This window comes from Paenibacillus sp. A3, assembly GCF_001399685.1.
Lineage (GTDB): Bacteria > Bacillota > Bacilli > Paenibacillales > NBRC-103111 > Paenibacillus_G.
Genome location: NZ_JTHN01000329.1, coordinates 1 through 1,339 on the forward strand (window position 1 = coordinate 1; position 1,339 = coordinate 1,339).

1 protein-coding gene and 1 pseudogene are annotated in these 1,339 nt (G+C 50.6%); both read right to left on the reverse strand.

The features are described 5' to 3' along the window. Positions 1–250: pseudogene (locus QJ48_RS34175) on the reverse strand (YggS family pyridoxal phosphate-dependent enzyme); the annotation flags it as partial. Positions 251–346: 96 nt separating this feature from the next. Continuing rightward, the coding region (locus QJ48_RS34180; protein ID WP_157261852.1) for an NAD(P)-dependent oxidoreductase at positions 347–1,339 on the reverse strand (993 nt) is incomplete at its 5' end.

A 1,339-nucleotide genomic window follows, 5' to 3' on the forward strand; every position in this document is an offset into this window, starting at 1 on the left:
GATGGCCGATAAAATGCCATTCTACCTTTTTGTATTGCTGCATAAGCGGAAACTTGCTCCGTAGCTCCTGCGCCTTGTTTTCCCCAAATAACGTTTCACCCGCTTGCATGGCCATTTCCAGCTTTTCAATCGGCACCGTTTTGGTTGCTAGCAACAATTTGACTTCATCTGCTTTGCGCCCCGATGCTTGGCAAGCCAGTTCCATCTGCCGCCTGACCGTTTCGAGATTTTTTTCAATGAGATGTTCCATATCCTTCCTTCTTTCTCCATTTCGACTGGCACTTCTGCACACCGCATATGGGAGGGCAGTCCATTTTCCTTGACTGGATGGCGTCTCATTTGAAGGCTAGTCAAAGTTGATCTCCCGTACACGTTTGATTTCCGGTATCGCACATAAGGCTTCCATCACTTGTTTGGGCACTTTTTTATCCACTTTTAGTATCATGACCGCTGAACCGCCAATTTCGGTCCGGCCAACCTGCATCGTGGCAATATTAATGCCGCTATCTCCGAGCAACGTTCCGACACGGCCTATGATCCCTGGTTTGTCGATCTGTGAGATCAACAGGACATATCCTTCCGTTGGAAGTTCTACCGGGTAGGGCCCGATTCGAATGAGTCGTTCTCCAACGCCAGCCACGGCCGCCCCCGTCACCCATCTTTCTTCCATCGTGGTCTTTAATCGAATCGTAATCCCATCGGCCGCGCCTTGGTCAATAAGGGATTTGCGTGTCCCAATATGAACGTCCCGATCCTTCGCCAAATAGAGGGCATTGACAATATTGACTTGTTCCGCGCCGAGATGATGAGAAAGTATCCCTTTAAGCGCATAGGGTACAAGGGGTGAGATGTCCACATCGGCAAGCGCTCCCGCACATTCCACAGACACTTCACGCACAGCGCCATCCGTCATTTGGGCCAGCGATTTGCCCAGTTGGTCGCACAAGGTAAAGTAGGGCTGCAGCCTGTTAAGGAGCCCTGACGGAATCGCAGGCATATTGACGGCATGCTTAAATGGCTCGTTGCGCAAAATATGGATCACTTGCTTCGAAACAGCGATGGCTACATTTTCCTGGGCTTCAAAAGTAGACGCGCCTAAGTGTGGGGTAACAATCATATGGGGATGATTAAAAAAAGGATGATTCGGCTCCGGAGGCTCCTTTTCAAATACATCAAAAGCAGCGCCGGCCACAATCCCTTCATCGAGCGCTTCGAGAAGGGCAGCCTCGTCAATAATTCCCCCGCGGGCGCAGTTGATGATACGCATGCCCCGTTTCATGATGCCAAATTGCGGCTTCGCTATCATATGATGCGTTTCGCTGGTCAGCGGCGTATGAAC